Source organism: Streptomyces sp. ICBB 8177, from assembly GCF_003144095.1.
Lineage (GTDB): Bacteria > Actinomycetota > Actinomycetes > Streptomycetales > Streptomycetaceae > Streptantibioticus_D.
Window position 1 is genome coordinate 1,226,632 of record NZ_NSKH01000023.1, and the last position, 18,233, is coordinate 1,244,864.

At 73.1% G+C, this 18,233-nt stretch carries 3 protein-coding genes and 1 pseudogene; all 4 read right to left on the reverse strand.

Annotated elements, in window-relative coordinates:
* Positions 1 to 28 precede the first annotated feature (28 nt).
* Positions 29 to 15,973 carry a hypothetical protein gene (locus tag CK485_RS25845; protein ID WP_109454226.1) on the reverse strand — a complete coding sequence of 5,315 codons (15,945 nt, stop codon included), beginning with the start codon at positions 15,971 to 15,973 and terminating at the stop codon, positions 29 to 31.
* A complete protein-coding gene (locus tag CK485_RS25850) occupies positions 15,970 to 16,335 on the reverse strand; it encodes a hypothetical protein (protein WP_109454227.1) in 366 nt (121 codons plus the stop codon). Before CK485_RS25850 ends, CK485_RS25845 begins: the two co-directional genes overlap by 4 nt.
* Before the next feature lie 51 nt (positions 16,336 to 16,386).
* Complete coding sequence (locus CK485_RS25855; protein ID WP_109454228.1) at positions 16,387 to 16,827, reverse strand: YbaB/EbfC family nucleoid-associated protein; 441 nt, start codon at positions 16,825 to 16,827, stop codon at positions 16,387 to 16,389.
* Between the two features lie 70 nt (positions 16,828 to 16,897).
* Positions 16,898 to 18,233: pseudogene (locus CK485_RS25860) on the reverse strand (hypothetical protein); the annotation flags it as partial.

The following is an 18,233-nucleotide window of genomic DNA, read 5'->3' on the forward strand; positions in this document are numbered from 1 at the left end:
CGAGCGCCTCGGGGCGGCCGTCCGCCGCTCAGCTCGCGGCGGTGCGCGGGCGCGGCAGGTCGACGACGATCAGCGCGCGGCTGCGGGAGGCCGACGCGTCCGCGCCGTTCGCCCCGCCGCCGGGCGCCGCGTTGCCTTCGGACCGCGTCGTGACCACCACGTCCTCGGGGACGACGACGGTCTGCCCGTCGGTCTGGAGCCTCGCCAGGTGCACCGCCAGCGCCGAGCGGAAGGTGTCCGCCACGCCGTCCGCGCGCTGCTGGCCCCGCCGCAGCGCCTCGCCGAAGTGCGGCAGCCCGTTGCGCATCCCGACGGCGTGACCGACCACCTCGACGCGCGGCGGCGGGAAGCCCGCACGGACGTTCGCCAGCGAGGCCCACGCCACCTCGGCCGCGAGCCGGTGCACTGTCTCCAACTGGCGGCTCGTCAACTCCGCTGACTCGTCAGGGAAGTCGACGTCTCCGATGGTCAACCGCTCACTGTCGTAGGGCTCGTGTGGCCGCTGCGCGGGCGGCTCGGCCACCTGCGTGGAGGCCACCTGGGAGTCCCGCGGGGCGCGGGGGGAGATGTCCGCGGCCCCCGCGGTCTGTCCGTGGCGCGGCGGGACGGCTGTTGGCACGTCGTCCTTGCGGGGGTCGTGCACCGTCACCGTGGTCTGCCGCCCGGCCGCCGCGTCGGAGTTCGCGGAGGCGCGTTCGGTGGTGACCGTGAGGGGGAAGTCGGCCGCGGTCAGGTGCGGCTGCGGCGAACCGTGCTGGTAGTTGATGAGGAAGCGGTCAAGACGGTCGCGCAGCTCCTCGCGTACGGTGTCCGCCCGCGCCTGCGCGCCGTTCGGCAGGGCGCCGCCGAGCGTGGGGCGGCGGGAGTTGCCGCGCCCGGTCACGGTGATCCGCGGCAGCGGGAGCCCGTTGTGGTGGTTCCACAGTCCGGCCCGTACCACGTGCTCCGCGACGTAGGTGAGCTTGCGGGCCTCGACCTTGCTCAGCTGCCGCGAGCCCTCGTCGAACCCGACGCTGATCTGCGGCAGCCGGTGGCCGTGCACGATCACCGCGGTCAGCGGGTTGGCCTCGGCCGACGGGCGGGAGGTGAGCAGATCGGCGCTGACCTCGTGCATCGTCTCGCCGGGACGCCGGGAGAACATCCGGAAGTGCCACAGCTCGCTGCCCTTGGGCAGGTCGGCGGCCTGCTTCATGCGCGCACTGGCGATCTTGAGGGCGTGTTCGTACGCCGCTGCCGCGGTGCGGTGATCGGGGCTGCCCTCGGGGAGCGAGTCGGCCGTGCGCATCGCCTGCCGTGCCTTGGCGAGTGCGTCGACCAGGTCGAGGTGACGGCTGAGCCGCCCGATCGCGGCCTCGTCGGTGCCCTGCGCCTTCCGCGCCTGCAACTGCCGTTCGACGGCGGTGCGCAGCTTGCGGAAGCCGTCGGACGTGATGGTCTCGACGTTGTGTGTCACGGCCGCGCGGACCATGGCGGTGATCTGCGCGCGGCGCGCGAAGTTCTCCAGCGTCATCTGGTGCGCGCCGTCCTCGCTGGAGAGCACCACGGCGGCGAAGTGGTAGCCGAAGTGGCGGCCCGGCCGAGCGCCCGGCTTGGCGTAGTTGACCGCCAGGCTCGGCAGGCCCTCCTCGTCGCGCGCGTTGATCGAGTGGACGAGGTAGGTCTCGCCCACCCTCGCCCACGCGTGCTCGTTGACGCCGATGCGCCGGGCCGCGTCGGCGAGCAGCTCACGGCGCGGGTTGTCCACCGGGTCGTAACTCAGTGCGCTGCCGTACGACTTGCCGGGCGTGGGCCCGTCGCTCTCGGCGATGAGCCGGTCGTCCCGCAGCACCTGATGGGACGCCCAGGACGGGTCGAGCGCACCGGTGCCGGTCCGGCCGTCCGCCACGTCGCCGAGCGCTTCGGCGAGGTGGTGGATGCCGGTGACCTCGGTGCGGCCCAAGGCGTTGATCGGGCCGGTGACCGCGCCCGAGCCGTCGGCCCGCCGGAAGACCACGTGGGAGGCGGGCACCCCGCCCGACACCATCTGGGCGAAGTCGCGGCACACCTCCTCCTCCGACCGCTTCGACCGGGTGAGGAACTGCGGTGTCACCCGGACCAGTTCACGACCCGCGCCCTTGCCGTCGGCAACGCGCAGCGTCAGATCCTCGGCGTGCAGCCTGACGTTGCTGCCCGCGAGCGCCAGCTGCCGGTTGGCGGTCTCGACGGCCGAGCGGGTGGCGAACACCTGCTGGCCGTAGCCGTGCTGACGGTGCGCCAGCGACAGGTCGCCCGAGACGTGCAGCGGTGGATGGTCGCCGACCAGGGTCTGCCGGTGGCCCTGCGCCAGGATCGTCAGACGGGGCACGTCGTCGGAGCCGGGCTGGTTGTAGTTCCACTCGGAGTGGTACATCCCGGTCGGCTCCTCGAACAGCACCGTGTCCGGTGTCGTCGCGATCACCTGGTAGTCACTGGTGGTGAACGGCCGGGCCCGCAGGTGGTCCAGCGGATCAGCGGGGTCGCGCGGTGGCTGCTCCTCGCGCGGCGGCGGATTGAGCTTCTCCGAGTGGTCGGCCGCACCGCCCGACCGGGGGGAGGCCGCCGCCGGGTGACCGACACCGCCCGCCACCTGGTCGGGCGTCTCGGAACCGTGGCCGATGCCGTCGAAGAGGTCGAGCGGATCGCCCTCGCCGCCCAGGTGCAGGGCCCACGCCCCGCTCCCGCCGGTCAGATCGAGGTGCTCGCGGCCCGTCCGCCAGCTCAGCAGGGGCCGCACCTCGGAGTCGGTGGACCACACCGGCACCCTGGCCCGGTCCGCGACGAGCTGCGCGAGGCCGCCGGTCTGCCCGCGGGAGACCGCGAGCAGGATCTCCTGGCCGTCGCCGCGCATGGGGTCGAGGGCGACGAGCTCGGCGAACTCCGCGGGGTCCGTCACGGGGAACGTGCCGCTCGGCGTCGTGACCAGCAGGCGGTCGGGGGTTCCCTGCGCGGTGACCACGTAGGGGTCGTGCCAGGACGCCTGGTGCTCCGTCTGCGCGCCGTCCGGCCCGGTCACCGTGAACGTCGCCGTCTCCGGTGCGCCCGCGCCGGGATCGGACCAGTTGCGGCCCGCGAAGTACCCGTCCCCGTCCACCACCGCGGTGCTGTCGTCCAGCGCCTGGTGGTCGGCCGCCAGGGCGTGCGCGGCGAGCACCGAGGCATCGGTCAAGCGGCTGGGCCCGGCGTGCTCGGCGAGTGCCAGCAGCCGTCGGTACGCGTCGTCGTCCGGCTCGTCCTCCAGCCGCAGCACGCGCCGGGCCAGCGCCTCCAGACGCGGCGTGCCGTGGGCGTCGGGCGACTCGGTGTGCGGGAGGTCGAGGGTGTGCAGTGCCCACAGGGCCTGCCGGGCCCGCTCGTACGCGTCCGGCGCGAGGGTGTCGCCGTACAGGCGGTCCATCCAGGTTTGTTCGTCGGGCGGACCGTCCGCGTAGGAGTCGAGGATGTGCTGCCACAGGTCCTCGTCGCCCGCGTCGTCGTGTTCCCGTACGGGCGCCGCGGGGGCCTGAGGCACCGTCGGCACTGTCGGCGCCCTGGGTGCTCTGGGGGCGACCTCGCTGGTCGAACCGCCGTGCGGTGGTGCCCCGTCGGCCTTCGGCGGGGCGGTGGAGACCGACGTCGGGGTGTGGGCGTGCGAGGGCGGGAGCGCCGAGGCGTTGTAGTGGTTGCCGCCCGCGAAGTAGACGTGGACCGTGCGACCGGTGTCCTGCGGCCCCACGGTCCGCAACGTGGCGCCGACCGCGTACTGGTCGTGGGTGATGAGCCGGGTCCCCAGGGTGTGCGCCACCAGCGCGGGGAACATCTCGCCCTCGACGGTGTTCCACGCGCCGTCGCCCGGCACCCAGTTCCCCAGCGCGTCGACCAGCGTCCGGTGCTCCGCGGCGGACAGCGGCTCGTGGAGCCTCATCTCCACGAGGGCGCCGACCAGTCCGTCATGACCGACGAAACCCAGGTCCAGGCCGCCCATGTGCTCGTCGACGTAGTCGAGTTGGTCCCCCGTGGACAGCGCCTCGTCCGCCAGGACCCACTTGCCGTCGCGATCGGTGGTCTCCGGCACCTCCGCGCCGGCGCGCCGGGCCGCCTCCTGCGGCGGCATCCCGCGCGCGGTGAACTCCTCGGTCCGCGCCTGGACGTACAGGCCGCGCAGCGTCCGGGGGTCCATCCAGTCGGGCGACAGCACGGTGTGCACCCCCTGTCGCCGCAACTGCTCCCGCAGCGCGTGCGGGGTCTGCTGGGACAGGTGCTGCCGCAGCGCGGGTTCCTGGTGGCGGCGGTACAACTCGGTGACATCGAACGGGAGATGGTCCGGCGGCGTCCGGCGGACGTGCCGCAGGACCATCTGGCGCAGCGCCTCGGCGGCACGGCCCAGCGGGGTGTCGGCGCCCACCGGCGCGTGGCTGTCGGCCAGTTGCCGCATCTGCCGCAGCACGGCGGCGTGCTGGGCGTGCGCGTCGCCCGCGGGACCGCCGCGCAGCGCCTCGGGCCAGTGCTCGGGCGGGGTGCTCGCCACGACGGAGTAGAGCAGGCAGCGGCCGTCGCCCGGTGAGGTCAGCGGCGCCCCGGGCCTCGAGCGGGTGGTGGTGTCCAGGTCCGAAACGGTGGGGTGGTCAGGCGGGTTGGGGGCGCTGTGGGCGGTGGTGGCGGACGCGTCGTGCGTGGCCGTGACGTCGTGGACCGGCTCGACCGGGGGCGGCGGGACGGTCGTGTCCTTCGCGGACGACGTGGTGTCCGGCTTCGTGAAGTCCGTCGTCGCCGTGGTGTGGTCGGTCTGGTCGGTCGTCACCGGGGCTGCCGCCGGTGCCGTCGTCGCGTCGTCGGCCTGCTTCGCCACCCAGTAGTAGACGTGGCCGTCGGTGTGCAGGGTGTTGCCGTAGGTGCCGCTCTCGTCGTACTTGCGGGTGCTCAGCCGTACCGGCTGCCGCATCAGGACCTGCGGGCCCTTGAGCTTGGCCTTGCCGGGCTCGGTGGACGTCGTGCCGTGCGGCAGGGCCGGCGGCGCGAGGGTGCGGTTCGGGACGCCGGGGGCCCGGGTCACCGGGGACGCGCTCTCGAACGTCTGGTCCCGGTCGATCTTCGCCGCGCCGGTCGGCAACGGCACCGTGACGGCGGGGTTCTTCGTGACCACGGGGACGGCCAGCGGCGTCACGTTGCCGTTGAGGGCGTTGCTCGCGGACGTGCCCGACTCGTGCTCGGTGGAGACGGTGATCTCGTCGCTGCCGTCCTCGCGGGTGGAGACCTCCTGCGCCTCCCCGGTGGGACGCATGTGCACTTCGAGCCCCGTCGTGCCGTCGATCGGCACCGTTCGGTAGCCCCGCGCCGGGTCCTTGAGGAGGTGGAAGACGGTGGGCAGGGTCTGCGTGGACAGAGACTGGCGCAGTGACACCTGCTGTTCGAGCGGCAGGCGCTGTTCCCGGACGAGCGGGTTGGCCGTGCCGTCCAGCCGGGGGTCGGTGACGAAGGAGCTGACCAGCCTGTGGGCGGCCTCCGGGGTCATCGCGCCGGCCCAGTGCCCGAGGGCCGAGGCCGCGGAGCCCAGGCCCCAGGAGATCGCCGAACCGGCCCTGCCCAGTACGCCGTCGCCCCACGGCCGGGGTGTGGTGAGCACCGTCTGCGCGTGGTCCACGAGGGCGTCCGTCCGGTCGAATCCCACGAGGTCGTGCGCGGAGTCCAGCGACTGCTGCCAGCGGGTGCGGTCCTGCGCCGAGCCGCCCAACGGCTGCATGCCGATGGTGTCGCCGCCGTCCATCACCTGGGGAGGCCGCGGTTGCTGCTGCCGCACGTGCGGTTGCTGGTGCGCGGCGGCCTGCTCGGCGGTCTCGGTCAGCGACTTCGGCACGTAGACGTGGACCGGCCAGGCGGGGTCTACCGGGCGCGGCTTGGCGAGGTTGACGAAACGGCCGTACTCGGTGCGCTGCGTGACGGTGACCTCGAAGCGCATGTGGTTGGTGAACTTCACCGTGTCGCCGAACTTCGACGTCTTGTGCTCCACCTTGGTGGTCACACCCGTCTCGGCGCTCTTGCTGCGCGTGGCCTCCCCGCCCAGCGAGGGCGCCCACGACAGGTTGCCGAAGCCGGACCTGCTCTCCTCGGCCTTGAACTCGGCCGCGCTCTGGCCCGGCTTCTGCCTGTCCACCGGCGCGTAGGAGATGCGGAAGTTGCCGTCGGCGCCCAGCGACCAGTTGTGCCCGGCGCTGCCCTTGACGGTCTGCGCGAACCCGACCTTGCGGGTGGTGTCCCCGCTGGAGTGGTCGCCCTCGTCGGTCCACTTGCCCCGCGGGACGCCCCGCACCAGGACCTCGGTGATCACGCGCTGCGTGCGGGACTCGTGGACGTGGTGGTCGAGGATGCCACGGCCCACCAGGTCCTCGTAGTTGGCCGAGAGATTCTCCGGCGAGAAGGTGTCGGCGAACGGCAACGCGGCCTCGGGCACCTCGTCGGCCGTATCCAGCCCGCGGATCTGCCGGTCGATCTCACCGAGGATCTCGTCCGACCCGCGGATGTCGGCCGTCGCGCCGCCCAGCAGCCCGGAGCCGAGCAGGGTCGCGTGCCGGCTGCCGGGGACGGGTGCGGTGGCGTTCGGGTCCAGGGCGCGCACGTCGTCGTCGGAGAGCAGCACCAGTACCCGGTGCCTGCCGGTCCGCGGCTCGCCGAGGGTGACGTTGCCGCCCGCGTCCGTGACGCGGCCCTGCACGGTGACGTCGGCGTCGGCCTCGTACACGTGCCAGGTGCCCTTGTACGCGGCCTTCCGCGAGGTCGTCATCTTCTGCTTGACGTTCTCGCCGCTGTTGCGGCTCGCGCCGCCCTTGCCCTTGAGACCACCGCGTACCTGAAGGGAGTTGTGCGGGTCGTCCTTCACCGGGAAGCGGCCCGCGTCGAAGCCGAGCCCGCCCTTGAGGCCGCGGGTGTTCTTGTCCGCCACGGTCGTCGACACGCTCGACTTGGTCTCGATCTCCAGCTTGCCCTCGCCGGGCAGCGTCTCGCGGAACCTGAGGTTGCTCAGGCGGGTGCGCGTGGCCAGCCCGATGGTGTCCCGGTCGCGGCCGGAACCCACCTGTTCGTCACCGCTGTTGGCCCAGCCGCCGTGCGAGGCGGAGACCATCGAGCGCAGGTGGCCCTCGTCGGTGATCGACTCCAGGGCCTGCTTCAGGTCGGGAACGCCGGGGTGCTCGTCGTCCTGACCACCGGTGCGCAGTCCCGTCCTGCGGGCGGCGGCCGTCGCGGCTGCAGAGACCCCGGCCGAGGCGGTCGCGGTCGGCGACGCCTTGGCCTTCTTCTCGAAGGCGCTGGTCAGCGACTGCTTCGCGTGGTCGCGGAAGTCGCCGGGATCGGAGACGTGCCGGATGACGTGCCGTTGCGGCAGCGCGTCGAGCTTGGGTATGGCGCGCGGCGGAGGCGTGGCGCTCGTGGTGTCGGGGGTGCGCGCGACCTCCACGGTGAGGTGCCCGTCAGGGCTCACCGGCTTGGTGTAGGGGGCGTGCGGCACGGAACCGGGCGTGGGTAGGTGCGTGGTGGGGTGCTCGGGGTCCGCGACGCCGATCATGACGTGATAGGTGAGCGGGTGGGTGAAGGTGTCGGTGTCCGCCTCCAGGGAGAACTGCCGCTTGACCTCCGTCTCGGTGCCCGTGGTCAGGCCGTGCGACGGGTTGTGCGCCGTGATGTCGAGGTTCCCGTTGCCGAAGCCTCGCGTCACGTCCGGGTGGTCCAGCGAACTGCGGATGTTCCCGGCGAAGTTGACGACGTGTTTGGTGCCGCGGTTGACGGACTTGTCGGCGCCGGTCGTACGCGTCGCCGCGTCCTTCGACGTCGACTTGCCCGATCCCACGTGGGTGCCCCGGAACGCCTCCGCCTTGATGAGGATCTCGTGGGTCGTGCCGCTCCTCAACGGCAGGTGGGGGGCGTCCAGGGTGATCCGGTACGTGCCGTCCAGCAGCTTCGGCGCGGCGCCGCGCAGTCGCGAGGGGGACAGCTGCTGGTGGAGGGAGCGCAGGTTCTCCCACGCCTGCGGGGCGACCTGCCGGTGGTTCGCGGTGCCGTCGCCGCCGTGCGCGGTCGTGGCACCGGGATGAAGCGCCTCGGGAGGCGGCAGCACGCCGGGGTGGCTGGTCCACATCTCGCGCACGACGTGGTCCACCAGCTCCGAGGAACCGGGCACGTCGAGGAACGTCGTGCGCGGCGCCGTGACCGGGTCGGTCAGGCGGTCCGGGGCGAGCGGCCGGCGCTGGTCGCCGGCGGCCGGCGCGGTGTCGTCGTGCGGGACGGCACGCAGCACCTCCCCGTTCTGCGGGTGGATGGTGATGGCGACGTCACCGGTGTGCGGCGCGGCGTCGTGCCGCTGCGACGGGGCCGGGGCGTGGTCCCCGATCCTCGTGGTGGTCGTGCCGTGCAGCCCGTCGGGCCCCGCCTGCCACCGGTGCCGGATCAGCCGCACCCGCAACCGCACGTTGGTGGCGACCAGATCGGCCTTGCCGGTGCGCTCGTGACCGGTCTCGGTGCCGATGGCGTTCTTGGCCTTGGCGCCGTGGGTGAGGCTGCTGGTTCCGGTGTAACCGGCCGTGCCGGTGAGCCACCTGGACTCGGAGCTGTCGTTCGCCTTCCACACCTCGCCGGTCGCGCCACCGCTCAGGCCCACCGACCACGAGCTGTTCTCGGTGCGGTTGTGGCCGTGCTCACCGGAGGTCTTCGACCCCAGTGTGGACTTGTCGTCCACGGTGTGCAGGGCCGTGGAGTCGTCCGGCTCGATCGTCAGGTGCAGGTGGGCCCTGCTGCCGTCGCTCAGCGTCAGCGGCTTCGACAGCAACCCCCAGCCCGAGGCGTGCTCGAACTCGTTGATGACGTTGGACGGCTGGAAGAACTCCTCGATGGCCTGGTGCGCCGTGCCGTCCGGGCGGGCCTCGCGCGGCAGCGCCTCGTAGACCGCGTCGCGGGCCGTCTCCAGCCCGGTGATCGACACCGGGTGACCGGACGCGGCCCGGGTCGGTCGCGGCGTGGCCGTGGCACTCGGGGCGGTCGGCGCCGTACGCGGCGGGTCCCACCCCTGCCACGCCCCGGGGCGGCCCTGCGCCAGGTCCTCGGGACGCGGCACGTCGGCCCGGACGGTACCCGTGATGGGCGCTGTGGCACCCTTCGCGGTCAGCTGGGTGCCCTGGTGGTCGGTGACCTTCACCTGGTAGGTGAAGTCGGAGGTGTAGCTGTCGGTCCTGCCGGTGAACGCGAACTGGTTCGCCGTCTGCGCCGAGGACTTGACCGAGGTCTCCCGCCCGTGCGTGGCACCGCCCAGCTTGACCGAGGGGTTCACCAGGACCGACAGCGTGTCGTTCACGGGACGCACGATGGTCGGGCCGAACTCCAGGCCCGCCTGGGAGGACGTCATCTCCGTCTTGCGCGGCTCGGCGTCGTGGGCGGACTCCGAGGACACGTCGAAGCCGTCGCCGTCGTTGTCCTTGGCCGCGTCGGTGTCGGGGTCCAGCCGCCAGGGCTTGGCGGTCGCCTTCACCTCGACCTCGTACGGCCTGCCGTCGACGTGCACGGTGAAGCGCCAGCCACCGTTGACCATCGGGCCGTGCTGCGTCCGGAAGTTGGCCGGATCGAGCGCGGCGTCGAGGCGCTGCGTGACGGAGGTGTCGTGCGCGTGCGCGCCCAGAAGCGTCTCGATGCGCTCGCGCACGTCGTCCGGGGGCGGGTTCTCGGTGATCTTCTTCCCGGCGAGGGAGGCGGTGTGCCGTCCGCCCAGGGTCTTGGCGGGCTCGTTGCGCGGGCGCGGCGGGGGTTCGACCCGCTGCTGCTCGTCGCCCGGGGTGGGGGTGTCCTTGTCGGATGTGCGGTGTTCGGTGGAGGTGTGATCCTTTGCGGAGGCGTGGTCCGTCGCGGGGTCGTGCTTCGGCTCCTCGACCGGCTTGTGCCCGGGCTGCTGCTCGGCGGGCTGGTGCGCGGGCTGCGTCTCGGCGGCCTTGTGCGTGGGCTGCTCGTCGGCGGGCTTCTCCGTGGGGCGGTCGGTGGGCTTGGTGACGGGCTTGGCCGTCGTGTCGGCGGACGTGCCCCCGGATTCGGTCGTGACCTTGGCCGTGGTCACGGTCTGCGGCCTGTCCTTGGGCGTGGTGTCGACGGGTGGCTTCGCCTCGGTTGCCGTGGTGTCCGTGGTGTCCGTCGTCTCGGCGGAATCCTTCGCCTTCACGGCGGTCGAGTCGGTCGGTGCCCCGGCCTTGGTCCCCACCGGCGGGACGTGGGTCGTCGGCGGCTCGTCGTGCCGCTCGCTGACGGCCTCCGGTTGGCGCGTCGGGTCGGAGACCGGATCCACCCAGGTGTGCTGACGGGGCACGGCGGGTGCGTTCTGGCGGGACTGCTGCCAGGCGGGGTCGTCCGCCGGGTCGTCGTACTGCTGCCGAGGGTGGTCTTCCACCTGCGCCGGGGCGACGTGCTGTGTGTCGCCGCCGGAGGCCGGCAGTTTCGGGGCGACCTCGCCGGCGCCCTCCCCGGGTCGCACGTCGTACCACTGGCTCGGGACCGCGATCGACTCGAACGCCGAAGGCGACTCGTGCAGTTGGCCCTGCTTCAGGTACGACGCGATCAGGTTGATGTTGTCCTGGTTCCACTCGGTGGACGCCGACTTGCCGTCGCTGTTCGACCGCTCGACGTGCACCGTGCCGGTGGCGGGGTCGTGCCGCACGGTGATCTGCACGTTGCCGGGCACGTCGGGGCGGGTGAGCGTGAACGTGTGGGTCAGGCCGTCATCCGAGACGGACTGCTCCAGCCGCGTGCCCTCCAACTCGTAGTCGTAGGCCTGGAGCAGCGACTCGTGCTGGAAGGAGTCGGTGAAGAGCTTGAAGGTCTCAGCCGAGCCCATGTCGGAACGGGTGTCGCGCATGAGGGCGATCGCCTCGTCCAGCGGCAGGCGGTGCGCCTCCACGCTGATGATCGTGGCATCGCCGTCGGTGCGGCGCCCGGTCACCCGCAGACGGCTCGGCCCGAGGGTGACCTCGTGCTGGTCGGCGTTGATCGGCGGGGGGTCACCCTCGCCGTGCGTGTGGCCCGGCGGGTAGGAGAGCACCATCATCTCGTGCTCGGGGGGGACCTTGATCTCGAAAACGGCGTAGTTGCGGGCGCCGCCCTGGATCTGGGTCCACTCCCGCCAGTGCGACGAGCTGAGCGACGTGGAGGACGGCAGTCGCTCGATGAACTCGTCGGCGCCGCGTGTCTGCGGGTCCATCTGCACCGCGCGGTAGAGCGTCAACGGGTGGTGGTCGGCGGTGGCGTCGTGGAGTTGCTTCGAGACCTGGTAGAAGCGGCGGACCTGCCTCTCCAGGTCGTCCAGCTTCGAGCCGGTCACCGTGACCCGCCCGCCCGCACCCTTCTTGCCGGTGAACGCGCCGCCCACGACGCCGTTGGCGAACTGGCGCAGCATCGGGCGTCGCAGGACGCCCAGGTGGGTCGTGGCGACGTCGACCGCCGCCGCGTGGGCCTGCGGGTCGACGGGGACCTCGGCCGGGGTGTGGCCCGTGGCAGTGCTCGGCGACGGGGCCTTGGGCGGCACGGACTCGCCCGTGTGCCCCTGCGGCCGGTCGGTGTGCTGTTCACCGGTGTGCTGTTCACCGGTGTGGCCGCCCGTGTGGCCTTGGTGGGCCAGCAGGTCGTCGTGGCCGGAGGTGAGGGCACCCAGCAGCTGCAAGTGGCGGTCGCGCAGGCCGCCGTGGCTGAGGCCTTCGTGCTCCGGGCGTTGATGGACGTCGCCGAGCAGGCTGCCGGGAATGTGCGGCCGCTGCGGCGCGGTCTCGTCCGCGTACTCGTCCCGCAGCCCCAGCTGGTGGGAGATCTCGTGCGCGTACTCGACGGGCTTGGCCCCCGGCGTCCAGCTGCGCTGGTCCATGCCGTGGTCTGCGCCCACCAGGTCGACCGTCAGGTGCGGCTTGTCGCCGGGGCCGGCGCGTTCGATGGTGACGTGCAGGCGGTCGCCGTTGGGCAGCGTGTACTTGGGGTCGTTGAAGTACTGCTTGACGCCTTGCTCCGCACGGCTCCAGGTGTCGTCCGCGTCGTGCGCACCCGAGCCGTCGTCGCGCAGCGCGATGCGCACCGTCAGGTCGGTGTACGGGGTGTCGCCGACGGCGAAGCGCCGCTGGTCGAAGCCGGAGCGCACCACGTAGCGCGGCGTGCGGTCGAGCCTCATGCGGGGCGGCGGGCCGGAGCGCGACCCGACGGAGGCACGCAGGTCGTCCAGGTCCTTGACGCTGGGCACCGAATCGCGGCTGGGATGGCCGAAGCCCTCGTGTGACGTGCCCGGTGTGGTCTGCTCGCGCGGTGGCCGTCGGGCGACGAACTGCTGGTTCTGCTGGTGTGGCCACTGCTCGTGCTGGTGTGGCCGCTGCTCCTCGTGGGGAGCGTGTACGGCCGGCTTGGTGTCGTGCTGCTCGCCACCGCCTCCGGTGCGGTCGGTGCCGGAGGTGTGTGCGCCGACGGGACGGGCGACCGGCGTGGACGTGGTGTGTTCCGGCGCCGGAGTGTGCGGGGCCGGCGGCTGCTCGTGCCGGCCGCTTCCGGTGGTGATGCGGTCGAGGTGACCGGGCGACTCGGTCTTCGCGGTGTCCTGCGCCAGCTCGTGCCGGAGCCCGGCGACCCGCTCGTCGTATGTCTGACGTCCCGTCAATTGATCGCGTACGTCGTTGATCTGGCGTCCGGTCTCCCGTGCGTCATCGGTGTGACCGCCGAGCAACTGCTCGGTGTGCTGCTGACGCAGCTGTTCCAGGCGGTCGTTCAGGTCGTGCAGTTCGTCCTGGCGCTGCTGCTCACGGTGGTCGAGGTGGCGGCCGAGTTTGCCGAGCGCCTCCTCGGCCTCGTCCTGGGTGGCAGCCTCCTGCGCCTGATGACGCAACCGCGCCGCGCGGGGGTCGTCCCCGTCGTCGTGCAGCGCGTCGAGGCGGTCGCGCAGCTCCTGGTCGGAGGGGGTGTGCGGGGTGTCCTGCTTCAGACGGTCCAGCCGCTGCTGGAGGGCGCGTTCCGCACGGTGGTCCTGGAGGTCGCGCAGCGCGCGGTCGGCCTCGTCGGGGGTGGCGGCCCGGTCCGCCCGCTCCCGCAACTCCCGCTCGTGGTCGTCACCGAGGGCGTCGAGCCGGCGGCGCAGGTCGGCCTCGCTGCCCGGCTTCGGGGCGCGGTACGGGGTCGGCTCGTCGGACTTGAGGTGATCGAGGCGGTTGCGCAGTTCGGTGAGCTCCTGGTGCTGCTCCAACTCCTTCAGCGCGTACGCCGATTCGTCCGGCGTGGCCGCCTCGTCCAGCCGCTGTCGAAGCGCCTGCGTCTGCGGGTCGGCCGTGGTCGAGTTGCGCAACGCGGTGAGGCGGTCGCGCAGTTGGGCGTCGGTGCGCAACTCGTCGAGCTGGGCGCGGAGCCGGTCGGCGGCCGGCCCGTCGGTGGCCATGGCGAGGCGCTGCCGTACGTCCTCGACGTCCTGGTGGAACGGGAGGGGCGCGTCGTGGCCGGTCAGCACCTCGGACGGGACGTGGCTCTCGACGTAGGACGAGTACTCGTTGAGCTTGCTGTCGAGCAGGTCCGGGTCGCCGGAGCGCCGCGCGGCCTCGACCTCGTCGACCTTCGCCTGCCAGTCGGCCTTCGGGCCGGTGAGGTTGGTCAGGCGGTCGAAGCCGCCCCCGGTGTGGGACCGGAACGCGTCGTAGCGCTGCTGGGTGGTGCGTGTCTCGACGTGGTGACGGAAGTCGGTGAGCCCCTGCCCGGCGCGCTCCCAGTCGCCCTTGGCCGTCGCCTCGCCGATGGCCCGCTTGTACGCGTCGCGGTCCTGCGGGGACATCCCGGCGGCGCGCGCGGCCCGGTCGAGGTCGGCGGTGCGCTGCCGGATGGCGGTGTCCGGGGACTGCGGGCGGATGTCCGGCGGCGAAGGGGCGCGGTCCAGCGGGTTCGGCGGTTCCGGGTCGTGCGCGGGGACCACGATGCTGTCGAGCTGCTGCCGTACGCGCTCGTCCCCGGCCTGGTCACCGGAGAGGTGCCCGCCGTCCTGCGGCTCGTGCGGCGTCGTTCCGGGGTCGTGCCGGGGGACGTCCGGCAGCGTGGGGCGGTGTGCGTCCGCGGCGACCGGCGGTGCCGTCGGCGCCTGCCGCCCGGGCGGAGGGGGCGGCCCTTCGGGCAGGCCCTTGTGTACTGCGCGCGGAGCGCGGGGGGCGACCTCGTCGGGGCCTGGCGCGTCGCGTTCCGCGGCGGGGGAGTGGCCGGTCGAGGTCGCGACCTGCGTCGGCCGCGCGACCGGGGCGGTGGCCTCCTGGCCCGGCGCCGACTCCGTCACGGGGCGTGGCGCGGCGGGGGACCCGGTGGACGTGGTGGTACGAGGGCCGCCGGCGGACTCGGTCGGCGGGCGGTTGCCCACAGGCGCCTGCTGCTGGGTGGTCGGTCCGCCGGAGGAGCGCGTCGTCCCGTCGACGGAGCCGGGTGCCTGCGGGCGGTCGGTCACCGCCGGGGGCTGCGAGTTGCCGGTGCGTACCTGCTGGACGTCGGCGGGGGTCTGCGGGCCCTCGGCCGGTGTCTGCGGGCGGTCGGCCGGGGCGGTCGCCACCTCGGCGGGAGGCTGCGCGTGCCCCGGGCCGACCGGTGCCTGCGGCTGGTCGGTCGCGGTGTGCCGCGTGCTGTCGGCGACGGGGGCCGGACTCTCGTGGCCGGGCGCCTCGACGGGGTGGCCGCCGCTGCCGGGCAGCGTGGTCCCGAAGCCGGGGAGCCCGCCGGACTGCCGCGTGACCGAGGGGACTTCGCTCGTGGTGGGGGCGTGCGGCGACTGCGCCGATTCGGATGCGGTCTCGACGTGCGGCGTCGCGGCGTGAGAGGTGACGGGGTCTTCGGACTCGATGGTGGTCGGCAGGGCGTGCGGGGCCTGCGCCGTCGCGTCGCGCGTGCCCTTCCCGTTCGTCCCGCTGCCGTTCGTACCGCCGCTGTCGGCACCGGTGCCGTTCGCCCCCGCGCCCTCCTCCGCCCCCTGTCCCTTGCCGGTACCGGAACCAGCGGTGGCGTCGTCGCCCTTGCCGAGCCCTGCTTTGTCCACGAGCCCGTCGCCCTTGCCGACCAGGTCGGAGTAGTCCGGCGGCGCCTCGTCCTCCCCGGGCAGTTTGGGGATGTGGAAGTCGCCCGCCGACGGCAGGTGGATGTCGGGATCGTCGACCTCGACGTGGTCGTCGCCACCACCGAACCTGCGGCGCCCTCCGCCGCCGCCCATCGCGCCGATGATGCCGGACGACAGCGCCGAGCCGAAGTCGGTGTCACCGCCGAAGATCTCGGACATCACCTCGGTGGTCACGAGGCTTGAGGCCCCGCCGATGACGCCCTTGCCGATGAGGGAACCGGCGAACTTCGGTGCGAACGCGCTGCCGACGCCGGAGAACACACCGCCGATGGCGCCGCCGATCGCGCCGCCCTCCAGTGCCTGGATGGTGCTAGAGGTGTCCCAGTGGGTGCGGTCGCCTTTGAGGAACTGGATGCCCTGGATGACCGCGTCCATCCCGACCATGAACGCCACACCGGTGGCGATCGACGTCAACAGCCGCTTGAGCAGCATCCTGACGATCAGCCGCACACCGGTGACCATGGCCGGGATGGCCTCGGGCGCCCAGAAGGCCAGCTCGGCGATCTCGACCGCGAGCCAGATCAACTGGGCGATGATCATGTACTTCGTGTACTCGACCTGCACCCCGGTGTTCTTGCCCAGCTTCCCGAGCTGGCCGGCCGCCTGGGCCATGTCGGGGAGGTTGGACTGGAGTTGCTGCGTGAAGCTGGAGAACTCGTCGGCGACCGCGCCGCTGATGTTCTGCAGCACACCGGTGGCGATGGGGCTGATCTCGCGGCTGATCTCGTTCAGCTGCCGAGCCGCGTCGTCCCACGCCTCGCCGAGGGAGCGCAGTTTGTCCTCGTCCGCGTCCGGCCAGTCCTGGCCGACGGCCAGCTTGGCGACCCAGGCGAGCTCCGGGGGCAGGTTGATGCTCATGACTCGGTGGTCTTCGTCCTCGTCTCGGCCGGCGGGGTGTCGCCGGTGCTCAGCCGCCGGGTGGCATCGATGTTCTCGTTCTCCATGCGGTCGAGGTTGACGGCCATGGTCTGGATGCCGTCGTGCATGCTGTCGACCACGTCGGCCATCTGCCCGGTGGCGTCCAGGACCTGCTCCTTCGGCTGCGCGTACTGGCCGTAGAACTGCTGCCCGGTCGGGCCGGTGCCCCAGCACTCACCCAGGTCGTCGAGCCGGTCGCTCAGCGTCTTGGACACGTCGCGGAACCGGCCCGCCAACTGCTGGACATACGGCAGCTGTTCGCCCAGCCCCTCGGTGTCGACGTAGAACTCGCCGTCAGCCATGGTGCGTTCCTTCCTCGCGTCCCCGTGCGCGGCGGATCGCCGCAGCCCGGATCACCTCGCGCCGCCGCCCCGCGTCTCGGGCCGGCCCTTCTCGATGTACTCGCGCACCTCGTCCGGCGCGCCCGGCTCCTCCGGCAGCAACGCGGTGGCGTCCACCTTGCCCTCCAGCAGGTCGGTGACCTTGACGCCGGCCGGCAGGCCCAGCGAGGTGAGTTCCGCCACCTCCTCCAGTGCGTTGGCCCGAGCCTGCCGGATCGTGGTGAGCAGCGCCTCGGACAGCTCCTTGGGTGCCATGCGGTGGTACGCCCCGGTGGGGAACTCGATCGCGGTGACCTCGCCCTGCGCGTTGACGGTCGCCTTGACCGTCTGCCGGGGCGCGGTCGCGGTGCCGGTCACCTCGTTGATCCGGCGCCGGGTCTCGACGGCCTCCTCGCGCTGCTTGCGGTACAGCGCGAGCAGGTCCTCGATCTCCTGGTCGTAGGGGCTGCTCACGACGGGTCTCCTAGCGATGGTGCGGTGGGGCGGTGGCGCCGGGGCGCCGAGTGGTGGCCGACGGCAGGGGTCACAGGACCGCTCCGGATCCGTCGGACGCCGCCGAACCCCAGGTGTCGCCTTCCTGGACCAGCAGGTCCGCGATACCGCGTCCGGGCTGCTCCTCCTCGGCGTTCTCCTCGCCCTCCACCCGCTCCTGCGCGACCGGTTCCGCGGCCAGCAGCGACGGGTCGCCCGCGAAGGAACGCAACGGCGCGGCGGACAGCACGGGCTCACCGGGCGCGGCGGATGCGGAACGGTTGGGGCGCCAGGTGGACAGCCGTGGGCCGTCCGCCTCGGCGTCCACCGGGGCTCCGCCGGTCCAGGTGCCCTCGTCCTCCGAGGCGTAGCCGGGCGCCCGCATCTCCTGTTCGTCCTCGGCGGGCACCGACCACAGCAACGGTACGAAGGACGCCCCGGCGGCGTCCCAGGCGGTCGTGTCCTCGGCCTCCGCGTCACCCGGCGCCAACCCGGCCCGGCCGTCCGGGAGCTCACGCTGGTACGGGTCGTCGGCGTCGTCCTCCACCTCGGTCCCGGCGGCCATCGGCGGCTGCGACCGCGCGGCCTGCGGGCCCCCGTTCCCCGGATCGCCGGGCCCTGCCGACTCGCCGACGGATGCGGGGGCGTCGTCCTCCTCGGCGTCGTCGGCAACCGGCAGCAGCACCACCGCGGCACCGTCGTCGTGGTGCCGCCGGTGCTCGTCGCGCTCCTCGTCGTGCCCGGGCCGGTCGGCCGCGCTCCACACGGCAGCCGACGCCACGCCCGCCGCGGCGCCCACCAACGCCACGGGCAACTCGCCCTCGCCGACGCCGTCGTGGACGCCGACCACCGGCCGGTCACCGTCCGGCTCGGCCTCGGGCGACCACGGCCGCGCGTCCGGCGCCAGCAGGCCGGAGGCGTCGGAACGCTCCTCGTCGCGCGCGGTCGACCCGGCCCCCGGCGTCATGCCGGGCATGCCCGCCCCGCCCACCGTGGCGGACGGCGCCGTGCGGTCCTCGGCGTCGGCCAGAACGGCGGGCACCGCGGAGGCCGCGGGGGCCGACGGTGCGATGGGCAGCCCGTCCGAACCGACCATGAAGCCTTCGGGGAACGCCTCGGCCTCCTCGCCGGAGGGCAGGCCGAGGCCCTCGCCGCCCGCCTGTGCGCTGCCGTCCACTTCGTCGGCGACGACCGGGTCACCGGTCCATGGCTCGGCATCGGGCTCCAGGAGCCCGGAGGCGTCGCTCGGCTCGTTGCCTGCCTGGTTGGCGGCGGCTCCCGCGCCGCCCATGCCGGGCATCATCGGCATGCCGCCGCTGCCGGCCAACTTCTCTTCGTCCGCGCCGAGTTCGCCGGGGAATGCCTCGGCTTCGTCGTCGGTGGGGAGG